General features: G+C 57.4%; 14 protein-coding genes. 3 read left to right on the top strand and 11 right to left on the bottom strand.

The genetic code is table 11. The features are described 5' to 3' along the window. Positions 1-13: 13 nt before the first annotated feature. Positions 14-1,564, bottom strand: coding sequence for an undecaprenyl-phosphate glucose phosphotransferase (locus SE16_RS09655; protein ID WP_054491954.1), 1,551 nt, complete (start codon positions 1,562-1,564; stop codon positions 14-16). Further along, positions 1,561-2,490, bottom strand: a complete 930-nt coding sequence (locus SE16_RS09650) for a glycosyltransferase family 2 protein (RefSeq protein ID WP_054491955.1) — start codon at positions 2,488-2,490, stop codon at positions 1,561-1,563. Before SE16_RS09650 ends, SE16_RS09655 begins: the two co-directional genes overlap by 4 nt. A gap of 118 nt (positions 2,491-2,608) precedes the next feature. Here SE16_RS09650 and SE16_RS09645 point away from each other — a divergent pair, with 118 nt between their 5' ends. The 3 genes from SE16_RS09645 (at position 2,609) to SE16_RS09635 (ending at position 4,446) form a co-directional block, all read left to right on the top strand. Next, on the top strand, positions 2,609-3,025 hold the full coding sequence (locus SE16_RS09645) for an archease (protein WP_054491956.1): 417 nt from the start codon (positions 2,609-2,611) through the stop codon (positions 3,023-3,025). Positions 3,026-3,154: 129 nt separating this feature from the next. Next, entirely contained in the window at positions 3,155-3,958 is an 804-nt protein-coding gene (locus SE16_RS09640; protein WP_060687545.1) for a threonine/serine exporter family protein, read from the top strand. Beyond that, positions 3,955-4,446, top strand: a complete 492-nt coding sequence (locus SE16_RS09635) for a threonine/serine exporter family protein (RefSeq protein ID WP_054492094.1) — start codon at positions 3,955-3,957, stop codon at positions 4,444-4,446. The genes SE16_RS09640 and SE16_RS09635 overlap by 4 nt, the downstream gene beginning before the upstream one ends. 33 nt (positions 4,447-4,479) lie before the next feature. Here SE16_RS09635 and SE16_RS09630 read toward each other — a convergent pair whose 3' ends face one another. The 9 genes from SE16_RS09630 to SE16_RS09590 form a co-directional block, all read right to left on the bottom strand. Further along, on the bottom strand, positions 4,480-6,867 hold the full coding sequence (locus SE16_RS09630) for an HD domain-containing phosphohydrolase (RefSeq protein WP_054492095.1): 2,388 nt from the start codon (positions 6,865-6,867) through the stop codon (positions 4,480-4,482). A 13-nt stretch (positions 6,868-6,880) separates the two neighbouring features. Then, on the bottom strand, positions 6,881-8,821 hold the full coding sequence (locus SE16_RS09625; RefSeq protein ID WP_161804529.1) for a PAS domain S-box protein: 1,941 nt from the start codon (positions 8,819-8,821) through the stop codon (positions 6,881-6,883). A gap of 462 nt (positions 8,822-9,283) precedes the next feature. Then, positions 9,284-9,670, bottom strand: a complete 387-nt coding sequence (locus SE16_RS09620; protein ID WP_054492097.1) for a cupin domain-containing protein — start codon at positions 9,668-9,670, stop codon at positions 9,284-9,286. 14 nt (positions 9,671-9,684) lie between these two features. Continuing rightward, positions 9,685-10,365: a histidine phosphatase family protein gene (locus tag SE16_RS09615; RefSeq protein WP_054492098.1), complete on the bottom strand. Its 681-nt coding sequence runs from the start codon at positions 10,363-10,365 to the stop codon at positions 9,685-9,687. A gap of 3 nt (positions 10,366-10,368) precedes the next feature. After that, a complete protein-coding gene (locus tag SE16_RS09610; protein ID WP_054492099.1) occupies positions 10,369-11,301 on the bottom strand; it encodes a DMT family transporter in 933 nt (310 codons plus the stop codon). Positions 11,302-11,407: 106 nt separating this feature from the next. Further along, positions 11,408-11,749: a hypothetical protein gene (locus SE16_RS09605; RefSeq protein WP_054492100.1), complete on the bottom strand. Its 342-nt coding sequence runs from the start codon at positions 11,747-11,749 to the stop codon at positions 11,408-11,410. A gap of 123 nt (positions 11,750-11,872) precedes the next feature. After that, a complete protein-coding gene (locus tag SE16_RS09600; RefSeq protein ID WP_060687543.1) occupies positions 11,873-12,616 on the bottom strand; it encodes a LysM peptidoglycan-binding domain-containing protein in 744 nt (247 codons plus the stop codon). Between the two features lie 175 nt (positions 12,617-12,791). After that, entirely contained in the window at positions 12,792-14,147 is a 1,356-nt protein-coding gene (locus SE16_RS09595) for a proton-conducting transporter transmembrane domain-containing protein (protein WP_054492979.1), read from the bottom strand. Beyond that, positions 14,144-14,863 carry a hypothetical protein gene (locus SE16_RS09590; RefSeq protein WP_054492977.1) on the bottom strand — a complete coding sequence of 240 codons (720 nt, stop codon included), beginning with the start codon at positions 14,861-14,863 and terminating at the stop codon, positions 14,144-14,146. The genes SE16_RS09595 and SE16_RS09590 overlap by 4 nt, the downstream gene beginning before the upstream one ends. Positions 14,864-14,869 lie beyond the last annotated feature (6 nt).

The raw sequence follows: 14,869 nt of genomic DNA, 5'->3' as shown, positions 1-14,869 counted from the left end.
GCGAATCTTCACACTAATACGCGTTGCGGTCGGTAAAAATGCGTACCAGTGTCATCAGCATAATCTTGAAGTCGAGCGTGAGTGACCAGTTCTCGATGTACCACAAATCATACTTCGTGCGTTCGGCGATACTCGTATCACCCCGCAACCCGTTGACTTGCGCCCACCCTGTCAAGCCGGCTTTTTCGCGGTGGCGGTCCATGTACCGCGGGATGTAGCGGCGGAATTGCTCCACGTAGATTGGGCGTTCAGGGCGTGGTCCCACCAGGCTCATTTCCCCCAGCAGGACGTTGATCAGTTGCGGCAGTTCGTCAATGCTCAGGCGGCGCAAGATGCTCCCCAGGCGCGTGCGGCGCGGGTCGTTTTCAGTGGTCCAGCCAGGGCCAAACTTTTCCGCGTCTTGTCGCATGGAGCGGAATTTGAGCATCTGGAAGGGTTTGGCGTCCAGCCCCATGCGCTCTTGCGTGTAAAAGACCGGACCAGGGGAATCCAGTTTGATGAGAATGGCGATGAGGAGCATAAAGGGCGAAAGCAACACCAACGCTGTTGCACTCACCACAATGTCAATCAGGCGCTTGGCCGCCAGTTTCCAGCCGCGCAGGGCGATATCGCGCACCGTCAACAATGGCAGACCGTTCAGGTCGCTGATTTCCATATCGCCGGCAATCAGTTGGAAGAGGTCGGGGAAGACCTTGATGGTGACTTTTTCGCGCTCACACAATCCAATGATGCGCAGAATTTCCCGATGACTGGCTTCGGGCAAGGCGATGATGACTTCATCCACACCATAGCGGTCAATGAGGCGGGGAATGTCCTTGTCCGTGCCGAGTAGCGGCGCGGGGAGTGAATCCAGGACGGGATAGCCGTTGAGGGTGACAAACCCCACAGCGCGATACCCTTGCCCCGGCGCGCGGTTGATGGCTTTCAACACCATGTTCGCGGTATCGCCGGCGCCCACGACAAGGACGTTTTCGTAGGTAAAATCGCGGGCTTGCAAGGCTTTTTGCAAGCGCCCATTGAGCACACGCCCAACCATCACCAGCAGAATGCTCAGCCCCCACGCATAGACCACCATCAAGCGAGGGTAGTCAATAGCGTTTTTGTAGGCGAATGATGTAGCGGCGATAGCCAGCACCATGCCAATCGAGGTGGCTGAAATGACGCGCCCCAGTTCATCCACAAACGAGAGCACACGTTTGCGGCGATACAGGCGTGCCATCGAATACGCCAGAACGAGCGCCACCACGTGAATGGCAAGCATACCGGTGTACGCCTGGAAGGGCGGAATTGAGACCGGTGGCGGAAACTCAATGGTCAGGCGCAGGCGGTACGCCAGGTAGAAGGCGACAGCCGCCATGATCGCATCAGTCGCAATTTGCAGGAGAGGGAAGAGAAACGCGCGGCGACGCCGTCGTTGGCGTTCGGCGGCCTGTTGCGCGATTGAAGGTTCTTCGGCGGTCACAACCTGCAAAGCAGGGCGAAGCCCCTGGACATCTTCGGTGACCGCGGGCGAAACGGTAGATGGTTCGGGTTGGTTTTTGATTTGCGGATAACTTGCCTTCATACTGCCGAAGCCACTCCTTTTCGCTCTCGCGGACGAAATGCGTTGCGTACCAGTTCAATGCCACAAAAGACCCAAATGCCGGCTTCGATGAGCCAATTGAGCGGTGTGATGGTTTGATGCCAGTAATGTTTTCGATGGAAGCGGTGCATGGCATCGTAAAATGCCAGGATAGAGCGCACGCTGCGCTGTCGGCTCGCTGCACCTTTATAATGCAGAATCGTCACATTGGCATTGTACCAGATACGCCAGCCCGCTTGTTTGATGCGATACGCCCAATCCAAATCTTCACCATACATGAAAAATTGTTCGTCGAGCAAGCCGACGTCGCGCACCGCTTCGCGGCGCACCATCATGAACGCCCCGACAACCGAATCCACCTCAATCGTTTCATCGGGCGAGATATACGTCAGGTTATACCGACCGAACCGCTTGCTCTTCGGAAAGAGAAAACTGAGCCCCGTCATGCGCCAGAAACTCACTTCGGGCGTTGGGAACGAACGGCGACATGCACGGTCCAGCGAGCCGTCGGGGCGCAAAATTTTGGGACCAGCCGCGCCGGCTTCGGGGTGCGCATCCATGAAGGCGACCATATCCGCCAGCGCGTTTGGTGGGAGCACCGTATCCGGATTGAGAAGCAAGACATAGCGCGGCGCATCGGGCGCGGGAGGGGTGCCGGGTTCATCATGGAAGCCAAAGCGCCGCAACCCAATGTTGTTGGCATAAGAGTAGCCGCCGTTACGCGGCGTGACAATCACTTCCACTTCGGGAAAGGCTTCCCGTACGGCTTCCGCGCTCCCATCGGTCGAGCAATTGTCAACAACGCAAATATGGTACGAAACGCCTTCGTTTGCCAAAACGGAACGAAGGCAATCAAGCAGCAATTTTTTGGTATTGTAGTTGACGATGATAATGCCCACATCAATCATAAATCTTCCTCGTCTTTCAAGCGGTGTGTATTCTAACACTCGCCCCCCTGAGCGGCAAACTATTCGACGAGTTGCCCAAATTGGCTACGATTGCGCAAAAAGTGAAGGAGTCAGCGCTATGTGCACGTATGAAGAATTGAGCCACACAGCCGACCTTGCCATCCGTGTGCAGGCGGAGACGCGCGAAGGCGTGTATGAATGCGCGGCATTGGGAATGTTTGATTTGATTGCGGGCGGCGAGCGCCACCGTGTGCCTTGCCTGCGTGAAGAACGGCGCACGCTCTCTTCAATTGACCCAGAGAGTTTGCTGGTGGATTGGTTGACCGAATTACTTGTGCAACATGAAACGAGCGGCGAATATCTGGCGCGTGTTGAGATTGAATCGCTGAGCGATACGACGCTGACGGCGCGGCTATGTTGGGGAACCGTTGATTTTGAGCCGTTTGAAGATATCAAAGCCGTCACGTATCACGATTTGCGTATCGCCCAACGCGAAGATGGCACGTGGGAAGCCACGATCGTGTTTGACGTGTAATGTTCTCTTTTTGAGACTTTTTTGCAATGATTGTTGCATTTTTCACAAATAGGCGTACACTGCGATTGCAACCAACGGCGTTTGCCCCTGACGATGGTGTCTATCAACGGCCACACAGGAGGCGAGCAGATGGCTATGAACGACGCCGTATCCACAAAACCCCCTCTTTCCCGCGAGACGTTGCGCAAAATTGCGGATGTGTGTCTGCTGGCGGGGCAATTGTTGTTGCAATATGGCGCTGATGCGCAGCGCGTCGAAGAGACGGTCCACCGCTTGGGGACGGCTTTGGGCGCGGAATGGATGGATATTCTGGTTTCACCCAATGGGCTGTTGGTGAGCACCATCAGCCATGGGGAATTTCGCACGAAAATGCGGCGCGTGGTGCGGCATGGCGTCAACATGCATGTTTTGACGCAGGTCAATGAAATAAGCCGCCGTGCTGAAAGCGGCGAGTACGATTTGTATGAAGTGCGGGCGGCGCTGGAAGCGTTGGCGGCGCACCCTCCGCATGCCCCGCGCTGGCTTGTCATCGGGTTGGTGGCGTTGGCGTGTGCTGCGTTCAACCGTTTGATGGGTGGTGATTGGGGCGCGTTTGGGGTCACGTTTGTGGCGGCTGCGGCTGCCATGTGGGTGCGTCTCACCATGGCGCAACGGGCATTCAACCCGTTGTTGGTGACGTTGGCGACGGCTTTTACCGCCGGCGTGGTGGTGCTGCTGCTGGTGCGCCTGCCGTTGACGGCGAAGCCGCAAACGGCGCTCACGGCGTCGGTCTTGTTGCTTGTGCCGGGGGTGCCGCTCATCAATGCCGCCGAGGATTTGATTACGGGGCATTTGGTGATTGGTTGGGCGCGTGGTGTGCAAGGCGGGTTAATTTCGATGGCGATTGCACTGGGCTTGTGGTTGGCAATGAGTCTTTTGGGGGTGCCGCGATGAACGCAAACACATGGATGGAATGGGGTTGGCTTTTGTTGCGTGATGCTTGGTGGTCGGCAATTGCGGCGTTGGGGTTTGCCGTTTTGTTTAGCGTGCCGCCGCGCTTGTTGTGGGGGTGTATGCTCGGCGGTGCGGTCGGGCACATGGTGCGCACATTCTGCATGCAAATGGGGCTTAGTATTGAAGCCGGGACGCTGTTGGGGGCAATGGCGATTGGTTTGTTGGGGGAATGGCTGGCGCGGCGCACGCACACGCCGGCGCTGGTGTTTACCGTTTCGGCGGCGATTCCGATGGTGCCGGGGGCGTTTGCTTTTGGCACCATGCTCAATTTGATTGACTTCTCGAATACGCCGGATGCGGGTGCGGGGCAGGTTTTGCTTTGGCAAGCGGCATATGACGCCATCAAAACAGCGCTGGTGTTAGCGGCGATTGCGTTTGGCATTACGTGGCCGGCGCTGGTGCTACGGCGACCGCGCCCGGTGGTATGAGCAGCACCTGGCGCGCGTGTCGTGGCGATGGATTTACCCGAGATGTGCCAGTTCGCCGCTTTCCAGCATAAGCAAAAAGAGAGGCAGAATGTCTGGGTCGAAATGTTTCCCAGCCTGCTCGCGAAGATAGGCGATGACTTTTTCCTGTGGCCACGCGCGGCGGTATGGGCGGTCGTGGGAGAGGGCGTCCCACACGTCTACGATGGCAAACAAGCGCGCTGCGAGGGGAATTTGGTGCTCTGCCAGCCCGCGGGGATACCCGCTGCCGTCCCATTTTTCGTGGTGGCAGTAGGGGATATCAATGGCGGGGCGCAGGTATTCGATGGGCGAAAGGAGTTCATAGGCATAGACCGGATGCAAGCGCATCACTTCCCACTCTTCGGGGGTGAGTGGTCCCGGCTTGTTGAGGATGGCGTCTGGAATGCCGATTTTACCAATATCGTGCAGCAAAGCCCCACGCCGAATGTGAAGTAAATCCTTATCGGGGACGCCAACGCGGCGAGCAAGCGCGAGTGTTGCGGCGGTTACACGGCGACTGTGCCCTTCGGTTTCATGGTCGCGCAGTTCAAGCGCGCGCGCCCATCCTTCGATGGTTTCGTCGTAGGCAATGCGCAATTGCAAATGTGCGCGGCGGCTGGCATCTACCAATGAGAGAACGTCAATCGCGACGGCGGCCTGGTTGGTGATGAGGTGCAGCATTTCGAGCCATTCTTTGTCAATAGAAACAGGATGGCGATGGTACACTTCTAGAACGCCTTTCAGCACCCCACGCGCCAGAAGCGGCGCACCGTGATAGAGAACGAACCCCTCTTTTTCCATCAGGTCTCGATGGACGGATGTTGCCCGTTCGTCATAGAGGGGCGCATTTGACCAGACAACCTTGCGTGTACGGGCGACCGTTCCCGCTAAGCCTTGGCCTACGCGCACATATGCTTGTTCGATGTCACGGAACAAGAAGCCGTAGTTGGCGAGATGCGAAAGCGTCATGCTTTCTTCATCCAGTACCAGCAACGCAGCGGCGTCTGCTTCGAGCAAAGTGGTGGTGTGCGAGAGCAGAATATCGGCGGTGAGATGCAATTCAAGGCTGCCAGTCATCGCCACGGCGATATCACGCAGGGCGGTCATGCGGTGAAGTTGGCGTCGGGTTTCTTCGTAGAGTTGGACACGCCGGCACGCACTGGCTGTAAAATCGGCGAGGAGCGTGAGCAACGCAAGGTCTTGCTCATCGGGCATTTTGTTTGTGCCGATAATAACAAGCCCAAAGGTGTCATGATGGCTGCGCAAGGGAACATAGGCCAGTGCATCCATGGTCTGCAAATCTTCATAAAATGGAAACTTTTGGTGTGTCAGTACATCTTGAATCTCATTGAGAGAGAGCGCAGCGGCGCTTTTTTGTTGCAAGGCGGTTTGGGCAAAGTCAGGGTCAATTTGAACAGAGTGCCCTTGCAGGGCTTCCCATGCGCCGGTTGTGCAGGCAATCAAAAATGTGTCTGGTGAGCGTTGTTCCAGAAGGGCGACCGCAGCTGCGTTGAGTTGGTCTTTGATCACCTCAGCCGCAAGGGTGTACACCTCTTCGAGTCGGGTGATGTCTCGCAAGGCGTCGGCAAGGGTGGCTATGGCTTGCCAGCGTTTTTCCTGGCGTATGCGGTCGCTGATATTGCGCACCAATACTTGAATGGCTGGGCGTCCTTGCCACATGAGCGGCGACGAGACGATTTCGGTGTGGAGCACGCTGCCATCAACCCGCACAATGCGGTGTTGTTGGGGGGGCACCGGTTCGCCGGTGGTGAGCATGTGGCGGATACGCGCAATGGAGATGGGGTGTTCATCAGGGTGAATAAAATCAAGTGGATTGCGCCCCACTAAGTCGCGGGGGGAGGCGGCACCGACAAATTCGGCCGCGCGCTGATTGGCGAACACAATTTGCCCGTCGGCGTGAATGATGATGGCGTCTGGTGATTGTTCAACCAGGGTACGATACCGTTCTTCGCTTTCGCGCAGTGTTTGTTCAGCGCGTTTGCGGTCTATGGCATAGCGTATGACACGTTCAAGATTGGTATGGTTGAGTTCATCTTTCAGCAGATATTCTTCTGCGCCGAGTTGTAAAACCATCGAGGTGATATGGCGCGAGTGGACTGCTGTCAGCACAATGATGGGAACAGTTGGCGCGGCGGCAATAAATTTCTTGACCGTGTGTACACCGGTGGAGTCAGGTAAGTTGAGGTCCAAAAAAACAATGTCGAATGCTTGTTGCAAGACGATCTCACATGCTTCAGAGAGGGTTTCGACAGAAACGATATCCCACGTAAAGGCGGAAACGGTATGCAACGCCGCCATGATGGTGCGCGCGTCGTTTGGGTTGTCTTCAACCAGCAAGGCGCGCAAATGTGTGGGGTTGACGTGGCGCGAGGTATCTCGCATGACGTGCCGCTCCTTATGCGTCATTGGTGTTTGATGGGGAGGCGGTTGGCAACGTAAAGTAAAAAGTTGTGCCTCTATCGGGTTCTGTGTGCGCCCAGATACGTCCCGCGTGGCGCTCAACAATATGGCGGCAACTCACAAAACGCAAACGCGTGCCTGGCGTCAGGTCTGTTTCCTGGGTGAGTAACGACGTGAATAAACGCGCCATATTTTCGGGGGCAATGCTTGTTCCGCTGCTGTAGATGGCAATTTTCCACATTTCGTCGTCGCGTTCGGCTGAAAGGCGCAGCAACGGCGTTGACGTGTTGGTATGTTGGATGCTGTATTCAAGGAGCGCCTGGAAAAGCAGAGAAAGCTGGGCGGGGTGCCCCTGAACGCGCGGCAATTCGTCCAGAATGACGGTGGTTTGATAGGTTTGAATGAGCGGCGCAAGTGCCTTCAAGATCGCCTGGACGAGTTCGTTCAGGTCCACTTCGGTGAAAGCGGTATCTTGGGCAACGATGATTGCCGAGCGCACCATCTCATCTACGAGCGTGTGGAGTGTGCGTGTGGTCTCCAAGGCGTCTTCTATCGCCTGGGTGTGCGATGTTCCCAGTTCGCTATCCGTCAGCACGTGATTGAGGTTGTTGGCAATACGATGCAGTGGTTTGGTAAATTCGCTCGCCATTGCGAGGAGATGGCTTTCAAACCATTGATCGCTGGAAGCGTTTTGCAGAGCGCGTTCGAGTTCTTGCTGCAAGAGCACGTAGTCGTGAATGTCATGCGCATTGATGACGATACCGCGCACGATGGGGTTGTGCAGCAGATTGGTAGCGATGCATGCAAGGGTGCGCACGGTGCCGTTTTTGCGTCGGTATCGCGCAATTGCCGAAACAGCGCGGTCGGGGTTTTGCAAGGCCTCTTGCAGGCGTTCACGTGCGTATGGGCGGTCTTCGGGTACCAGCAAGTATTCGAGCGGTTGCCCCAAGACCTCGTCCGGAGCGTATCCCGAAAAGCGTAAACCGGCGTCGCTCATGAACCGTACGCGTAAGTGCTCGTCAAGCACCAGAATTGAATCACGCGAATGTTGGACGAGCGCCCGGAAATAGGCTTCGCTCTGTGCTAGCGCGTCGCGGGCTTCTTTCTGGGCTTGAATATCGGTGGCTAACACAATCCAGCGTTCGGCATGGGGTTGGGGCGCCGGCAATTCGCCGACGGAGATGTACGCCCAGCGTTCCGTCCCATCGGCGCGGCGTATGCGGAATTCGGCGGTGGAAGATTGATGTTGCCAGAGTTGATACGCGCGGGGAATATCTTCCTCAAAGCAGAGTTGTTTCCAGGAAAGCCCTTCAAGCTGCTCGCGAGGCATGCCAACCAGCGCGGCAAAAGCGGCGTTGGCATACCGAATACGTCCCTCTTGGTCAATGGTGCAAATCCCCTCTGATGCCGACTCCACCAGAAAGCGGTAGCGTTGCTCGGCGATGCGCAGGTGTTCGCGGGCTTCAATCGGCTCGGTGATGTCGGTGAGCGCACAGAGCAGTTCCACAAGCGTTCCTTCGGCGTCGAAAACAGGCGAGATGTCCAGGCGCGCCCAGCGTGGTGTGCCATCGGCACGACGCCAGGCAATTGGTGTCAGCGTGATGGGATGTGTGGCATTGGCGATGGATGTTCGCCATTGTTCGGCGGCGTCATCGTCGCGCCAAAATTCGTGTATGGAGCGCCCAACAAGGGCAATGGCTGAGGAGACGCCGGCAATTGTGGCGGCGGCGGCGTTCGCCGAGAGAATACGCCCTTCGGTATCGAGCCGCAGGACCCCCAGCGGCATGTTCCAAATCATGTCTTGGTAGGCTTCAACTTTGTGAAGATGGTCTGCCATGCGTTGATATGTGCGCTGAATGGCGTCGGCGAGCAGGGTCATTTCACGCACGGCGGGCGTATCGAATGCCGCCGGTTGACGGCTTTCGAGTGTTTGCACGTATTTGACGAGCGCATGCATTGGGACAATGACCAAACGGTACAACGTGAACAAGAGTACCAAGGCTATGCAGAAGAGAAGGGTGTCGAGGACGAGAAGAAAGCCTCGCGGCAGCGTGGGAAAGAAGAGTGTTGCCCCAACGAGCACCAAAAAAACCAAAAGAGTGATACCTATGGCAATGAACAACAGCTGTTGCAATGTCGGAAGGCCCGAAGCCTGCTGACGTCCCGCGCGCATGGTCTTGATCCTTGAACCAATACTCTTTTTCCCATTTGCCGCTTATGTGCCGGAAGAGCATATCTGAGAAGTACGTTGGATGTGCAATGATAACACAGGATGGAGTGATTTTCCAACAAACCCATGTTTTCCACATGTGGCGGAAAGAAGAGGGCGTTTGATGGGTGAGGTGTTCAACGGAACTGTGGCATTGGAAGGTGTATGCTCGGGTGAGATGAGGCGGCGTCAACGCCATAGGCGGCGCAGAAGCGCGCGCACATGCCAGAAGAGAAAGCGCCAGCCGCTCGGAGGCTGGACAGCCAGCAGGCGCAGGGGCGCGTCGCCGGTATTGGTGACGCCTTGAATGTGACCACGCGGTACGATAATGCGGTCGCCGGGGAGGATGTCGGCTTCTTCGTGCTCGATGGTGAAGCGTCCTTGCCCTTCCAGCACAAAAAAGACTTCTGCTCCGTGGGCGTGCAGCATGATGCGCCCCCCCGGTGCAATTTCAACGAAGAGCATTTTGACGCCGTTGGTGGCGCCTTCGACACCTAAATCTTTGAAGCGCGTTGCGATATGGTGCGCTGATGTTCCCCAAGGGATACGTGTATCAAAAACGTTGATAATTTCCATAAGAGATTTTTGCCTCAAACGTGCTCTTTTTCTTCGGGTTCCAGATGCGCCATGTCGTTGAGACACATGAGCATGCCGGGCGTCATGCCGGCGGTACTGGGGCGTGTTTTGAAGACCACGCGCGAGATGCCCGTGTTGCCTAGATGCAAACGCCAGGCGTGTTCAAGTGGAAGGTGGAGAACGTGCGCCAGGTACGTGCGCAGCACGCCGCCATGCGAGACCACAAGGATACGCTCGCCCGGGTGGCGGGCGGCGTACTCGTTTATTGCCGCCACAATGCGCGTTTGCATTTGCACGTAGGATTCTCCACCACCCCGCGGATGGTGAGGGTCATTGGTGCGTTGTATGTAGGCGCATTCTTCGGGAAACGCTCGGCGGACTTCCTCAAAGGTTTTCCCCGTCCATGCGCCTAAATCCCCTTCGCGCAGGCGGCTGTCCGGGTGGGGTTCAAGCCCTAACGCCTGCCCGATTATCGCAGCGGTCTGTGCGGCACGTTGCAAGTCGCTGGTGTACAGCGCGGCAAATGGCGCATGGCGCGCAAGACGCGCCAACCGTGCCGCCAGTTGTGCCGCCTGGTCGCGCCCGCGTGCGGAAAGGGGCGTATCGGTTTGCCCTTGCAAGCGACCACTGGCGTTTGCTTCTGTTTCCCCGTGGCGAATCAGCCATATGTCGGTTGGTGTGTGCGGGCTGTGCATGGTTTAGTCAACTCCTTGTGCGTGGGCGATGTCTTCAACCAATTCCTCCGGCTCGGCACGGGTGACGATGTAAATGCCGCCCAGGATAAAAGCGCCGCCGATAATTTTCGGGATGGTAACCGCTTCGCCCAGAATGAAGTAAGCCAGCAGGGTGCTCCCGATGGGTTCGCCCAAGAGGCTGACGGCTATCACACCGGCGCTGAACCATTCAAGCGCCCAGTTGTAGGCGCTGTGCCCAATCAATTGTGGCACAAGCGCCATAGCCAGAAACCACCCATACGTAGCCGGCTGATAACCGGTGATGGGATAGCCCAGTATGAGCACCAGCGCCCACAAAAGCACAGCGGCCATACCATAGCAGAGCGTTACGTAGACGAGAAGCGAGAGATGTTGGCGCAAACGTCGCCCCATCAGGATGTAGAGCGCGGCGCTGATGCTCCCCAAGATGGCGAGGATATCGCCCCACAGCGCTTTGCCGCCAACCGCAAAGTCGCCCATGCCGACGATGACGCCCCCAATGACGCTCACAACGATGCCGAAAATGGCGCGCCGCGAAAGGCGGTCGTGGCTGATAAAAGGCGTGAGTAGCGCCACCCAGAGTGGGTTGGTGTTGACAAGCACGACGCTGCTGGCAACCGTCGTGTAGTCGAGCGAAGAGACCCACGTGATGAAGTGGATGGCCAGAAACACGCCCGCCAGCAATGCCAGGCGAATGTCTTGCCATGCCAGGCGGCGGAGTTCGTCGCGTGCGCGCCACCAGGCGATGGGCAACAAGATGAGAACCGCAAGCCCGACACGGTAGGCGGCAATCACCAGGGCGGGGGCTTCATCTGCCAGGCGAATGAAAATGGCGCCGGTTGAGACGGCGACAACGCCTACCAGCAATGCCAGAATGGGCGGAAAGGGAGGATGGCGCTGCGGAGAGAGCGTTTGCATGTGTCAGCCTCGCCGGGTTAGTTGACAATGTGAGCCATGCAAGCAAGCGAAACAGGCGTGCACAGAGTGACACGCCTGTTGTTGAAACCAGACCGCCGATGAAGTCCTACATACCCAAGCGCGCCCGCAAGCGTGCCAGAAGCCCACGTGCCCCTTTCTCTTGCTGATGAGATTGATTGTTTTCTTCAAGTGGGCGGGCATAACTGCGGTTTTTGTTGGGGTCTTCTTCGGGATTACGCGGCACATTGTAGCGTGGGCGCTGAATGAGCCGCCGATGTTCGCGGTAAAATTCCTCGTTGTTTTCGTAGCATACCAGGCACAGGAATTCACCACGTTGAACGCGAATCATATGGTCGTAGCAGGCATAGCGCCCGCATTCACTGCATTCAGCATTGGCTGGATTGGGCTGTTCAACTTGTTTCTCTTCACAAATGAAACACGTTTCCATATGCGCCCCTCCTTCCTCTTTGAGATGGGCGCATGCTAGCACAAGCCTGCGGCAATGAAAAACCGCACGAAACAAAAAAAGCACTCTCCACATGGGAGAGTGCTTGGCGTTTTGCTGGCTTCATCAGGGGGTTGGGATGATCAGTTTCTGCCCCGGATAGACGGTGTAGGGTGGTTGCAGGTTGTTGGCGGCGATGATAGCGTCCGGTGAGACGCCGTAGGTGCGAGCGATGGCGTAGAGCCATTCGCCTTCTTGCACAACGTGGATGCGCTGCTCGCTGGTGGTATCGCCGGTTTGTGTTTCATCGCTGGTCGCTTCAGGGATGATCAGTTCTTGCCCCGGATAGACGGTGTAGGGTGGTTGCAGGTTGTTGGCGGCGATGATAGCGTCCGGCGAGACGCCGTAGGTACGAGCGATGGCGTAGAGCCATTCGCCTTCTTGCACAATATGCACACGTGGCCCGGTGGCCGCTTCTTCTTCCGGCTGGGTCGTTTCCGCGGGCTGTTCTTCCGCAGCGGCGGCTTCAGGTGTCGGCGTCGGTTCAGTGACGGCGACTTCGGTCGCTTCCGGTTCAGGTGTGGGCTCTGCCGCTTCTTCGGCTTCTGGGGTCGGGCTTGCTTCGCCCACTTCAATCACGGTTTCTTCGGTGGATTGGGTGGGTTCTTCAACGGAGGCGGCCACTTCGCCTTCTTGCGTTGGTGGCGTTTCTGCGGTTGCGCCCTCTGTTGTCTCTTCGGTTGCGCCTTCTTCCTGCGTTGTTTCAGCAGGAACGAGATCACCGACAACCTCTTCGCGCTGGCGTTCACATGCCGTGAGGGTGAACAGGCTCAGCAGTGCGATAAGCAGAAATATCCGAAATGACTTCATGCAATCTCCTCCTGGCGTCAACAGCCATTCCTCATTCTGTCAGACAAGTGCAATGATAGCACAAGGCAAAAGGCGGCGTCAAGCAAATTGTAACAAAGATGTACTAAAAATGTGCAATTTTTTGTATAAAACAAGGCTGAAACGGCTCACAGCATTGCGGCATGAGCGCGGCCGACTAGGCGCTCCGCAAGGCTTCCAGCACAAATTGGATGAGGGGCAAGAGAGTTTGTGGCGCGAGGGCAATCAGCGATGAGAGCGCCACAACGCCCAACATGAGAATGGCAACAGGAAGCGGTTCGGGGTCTGTGATGGCAGCGCCATCATGGTCAAGGCGCACCGCCACATGGAGCGCGCGCACATACCCCAGCACGCCCAACAAGGTGGCGGCAAGGGTGCCCCAAAACCAGATGGAAGCGTCCGGGAAAATGGCGCGCAACGTCATCCAGTGCCCCGCAAAGCCGGCGGAGAGCGGTAATCCAAAGAACGAAAGCCCCCCACCCAGGAGCGCCAGGTACGTCAGCGGCAGGCGTTGCGCCGTACCTGGCAGGGCGTCAAATTCGAGGGAGGTAAGGCGGTAGCGAATGGTGGCAATTGCCATTCCGCTCAGCAAGAGCGCCAGCAGGCGTGCCCCAAGCAGGAAGAGCACGATGCGCAAGCCGCTTGCGCCCCCCAGGCTCAGCGCCAACAAAATGTAGCCCTGGTCGGCGAGAATGCTGTACGCCCACAGACGCCCCAGATGCGTTTCACTGAACGCAAACAGCCCGCCGCTGATGGCAAGGATAAATCCCGCCCCCCGCAATAACGTGCTCATGCCTCCGAAGGTCAGCACCCATGGGTTTTGGGCGAGCAGTTCTACCAATGTCATGAGGAAGACCGTGCCAAACAACCCGACCACCCATGCTGTGACGAGCGGGGGACCGTCTTCCGTGGCTTGCGGCACCCAGGCGTGAAAGGGGAAAATTGCCAGAATCAGCGCGGTGCCCAGCGCCAAAAGTGTGCCCGCAGCCGGTGCAAGCGACAAGTCCGCCGCGTCGGTGCTGATGCGCCCGACCAGAAGCCCCCCCGCAAGAAGAACCGGCGTCGCCAGCATAATCACGATGAGCATGCGGGTCGCCGCACGAGTGCGTTCCATGGTGCCGCTTTGAATGAGCAAAATCGCCAGCAACCAGGCGCTTTTGAAAACCAGCATGCGCAACACGAAATCCTGAAACAGGAAGACGCCCGTGAACAGCGCCTGCACAACCAGCCAGAAGGGGTAGATGCTCCAGCCTTGGGAGATGCGCAGTGTGTAGAGTGTCGCGCCAATCACCCAAACGTTGGCGCTGATGAGAAACACGCGCCCTGTGCGCCCCAGCGCCAACGTGCGCCCCAGCACGTCAAACGTAGCCGGCGGATAGTTCCACAACAAGAAGGTGTGGACGGCGAGTGTGACAATCACAATGCCAGCCGCCAGCACTTCTTGACGGCGGAGGAGGTACGCGAGCGGTGCGGCAAAAAGCGGCAACCCCAGCACCAACAACGTCGCAATCATTCGGCTTCCTCCTCTGCGAACATGCGCTGCCGCCGAAAAGCCGCTAACGCCCGTGCAAGCGCCTCAGGACTACGGGGGTCGGGGAAGGCTTCCACAAAACGCAGATTGCGGGCGATTGTGAGATATGCCCCGACGAGCGCCGTGAGCAGGTTGGTCACACCTAGTAGACCGATGAGGACTAACCCCGGTTCGATAGCCAGAAAGACCAACTCAAAGCCTTGCTCGAATATCAGTACCGCCACCGTGGTTTTGAAGGGGTCGCGTGTGAGGATGATGGCGAGCAAACTCATGGCAATCATCCAGAGCGCCGCCGTCATAAGCGCTTCGTCCACGGGCGGCAGTCGCAGGCGCTGTTCCATTGCCAGCAAGCCAATCACCCACACAACCAGCGCCAGCAGGCGAAACGACATGCTCATGGGCAACACTTCATGCTCAATGTCGCTCCATCCACCGGGCGCCGTGGCGATTTCAATGGCTTCTTGAATATGCCGCCCCGTCCAGTAGAGCAGGAGCACCACGAAGAACCCCCCCACCAACAGGACAATCGTCAGTGGAGCGGGCAGGACGGAACTCAGCAGCAGGCTTGCGGCTGCATACGCCGTGCCAAGCATGAAAAGGAGAAGACGCCAATCCACCGCCACAGCCACCACCGATGCGGCGATGGCGGCGATGAGCACAAGTTGCGTTGATGAAAGCCAGCCAACCCAATCGAGCATGAGCGC

Source organism: Ardenticatena maritima, from assembly GCF_001306175.1.
Taxonomy (GTDB): domain Bacteria; phylum Chloroflexota; class Anaerolineae; order Ardenticatenales; family Ardenticatenaceae; genus Ardenticatena; species Ardenticatena maritima.
This window is presented reverse-complemented; position numbering and strand designations above follow the sequence as displayed.

Excerpts from the sequence above, each read along its gene's own strand:
- SE16_RS09615 (WP_054492098.1), bottom strand. The coding sequence starts at position 10,365 with ATGCACAGCCCGCACACACCAACCGACATATGGCTGATTCGCCACGGG.
- SE16_RS09630 (WP_054492095.1), bottom strand. The coding sequence starts at position 6,867 with ATGCGAGATACCTCGCGCCACGTCAACCCCACACATTTGCGCGCCTTG.
- SE16_RS09650 (WP_054491955.1), bottom strand. The coding sequence starts at position 2,490 with ATGATTGATGTGGGCATTATCATCGTCAACTACAATACCAAAAAATTG.
- SE16_RS09640 (WP_060687545.1), top strand. The coding sequence starts at position 3,155 with ATGGCTATGAACGACGCCGTATCCACAAAACCCCCTCTTTCCCGCGAG.
- SE16_RS09605 (WP_054492100.1), bottom strand. The coding sequence starts at position 11,749 with ATGGAAACGTGTTTCATTTGTGAAGAGAAACAAGTTGAACAGCCCAAT.
- SE16_RS09655 (WP_054491954.1), bottom strand. The coding sequence starts at position 1,564 with ATGAAGGCAAGTTATCCGCAAATCAAAAACCAACCCGAACCATCTACC.
- SE16_RS09620 (WP_054492097.1), bottom strand. The coding sequence starts at position 9,670 with ATGGAAATTATCAACGTTTTTGATACACGTATCCCTTGGGGAACATCA.
- SE16_RS09645 (WP_054491956.1), top strand. The coding sequence starts at position 2,609 with ATGTGCACGTATGAAGAATTGAGCCACACAGCCGACCTTGCCATCCGT.
- SE16_RS09635 (WP_054492094.1), top strand. The coding sequence starts at position 3,955 with ATGAACGCAAACACATGGATGGAATGGGGTTGGCTTTTGTTGCGTGAT.
- SE16_RS09590 (WP_054492977.1), bottom strand. The coding sequence starts at position 14,863 with ATGCTCGATTGGGTTGGCTGGCTTTCATCAACGCAACTTGTGCTCATC.
- SE16_RS09595 (WP_054492979.1), bottom strand. The coding sequence starts at position 14,147 with ATGATTGCGACGTTGTTGGTGCTGGGGTTGCCGCTTTTTGCCGCACCG.
- SE16_RS09610 (WP_054492099.1), bottom strand. The coding sequence starts at position 11,301 with ATGCAAACGCTCTCTCCGCAGCGCCATCCTCCCTTTCCGCCCATTCTG.
- SE16_RS09600 (WP_060687543.1), bottom strand. The coding sequence starts at position 12,616 with ATGAAGTCATTTCGGATATTTCTGCTTATCGCACTGCTGAGCCTGTTC.